Consider the following 1,295-nt stretch of genomic DNA (forward strand, 5'->3'; position numbering starts at 1 on the left):
ATCTCAGGGCTCGCTTCCCGCTTAGATGCTTTCAGCGGTTATCGATTCCGAACTTAGCTACCGGGCAATGCCATTGGCATGACAACCCGAACACCAGAGGTTCGTCCACTCCGGTCCTCTCGTACTAGGAGCAGCCCCCTTCAATCTTCCAACGCCCACGGCAGATAGGGACCGAACTGTCTCACGACGTTCTAAACCCAGCTCGCGTACCACTTTAAATGGCGAACAGCCATACCCTTGGGACCGACTTCAGCCCCAGGATGTGATGAGCCGACATCGAGGTGCCAAACACCGCCGTCGATATGAACTCTTGGGCGGTATCAGCCTGTTATCCCCGGAGTACCTTTTATCCGTTGAGCGATGGCCCTTCCATTCAGAACCACCGGATCACTATGACCTGCTTTCGCACCTGCTCGAATTGTCATTCTCGCAGTCAAGCGGGCTTATGCCATTGCACTAACCTCACGATGTCCAACCGTGATTAGCCCACCTTCGTGCTCCTCCGTTACTCTTTGGGAGGAGACCGCCCCAGTCAAACTACCCACCAGGCACTGTCCGTAATCCCGATTCAGGGACCAACGTTAGAACATCAACACTACAAGGGTGGTATTTCAAGGACGACTCCACCACATCTAGCGACGCGGTTTCAAAGTCTCCCACCTATCCTACACATGTAGGGTCAATGTTCAGTGCCAAGCTGTAGTAAAGGTTCACGGGGTCTTTCCGTCTAGCCGCGGGTACACTGCATCTTCACAGCGATTTCAATTTCACTGAGTCTCGGGTGGAGACAGCGTGGCCATCATTACGCCATTCGTGCAGGTCGGAACTTACCCGACAAGGAATTTCGCTACCTTAGGACCGTTATAGTTACGGCCGCCGTTTACCGGGGCTTCGATCAAGAGCTTCGACCGAAGTCTAACCCCATCAATTAACCTTCCGGCACCGGGCAGGCGTCACACCGTATACGTCATCTTACGATTTTGCACAGTGCTGTGTTTTTAATAAACAGTTGCAGCCACCTGGTATCTGCGACTCTCGTCAGCTCCATCCGCGAGGGACTTCACCGATAAGAGCGTACCTTCTCCCGAAGTTACGGTACCATTTTGCCTAGTTCCTTCACCCGAGTTCTCTCAAGCGCCTTGGTATTCTCTACCCGACCACCTGTGTCGGTTTGGGGTACGATTCCTTACAATCTGAAGCTTAGAGGCTTTTCCTGGAAGCATGGCATCAATGACTTCACCACCGTAGTGGCTCGACATCGTATCTCAGCGTTATGAAGAACCGGATTTACCTAA

Annotated in this window: 1 rRNA gene; it reads right to left on the reverse strand. The window is 52.7% G+C overall.

Features of this window, described 5'->3' with window-relative positions:
- A 23S ribosomal RNA gene (locus tag VFDL14_RS12715) occupies positions 1-1,295 on the reverse strand; the annotation flags it as partial.

Source organism: Vibrio fortis, from assembly GCF_000695685.1.
Lineage (GTDB): Bacteria > Pseudomonadota > Gammaproteobacteria > Enterobacterales > Vibrionaceae > Vibrio > Vibrio fortis_A.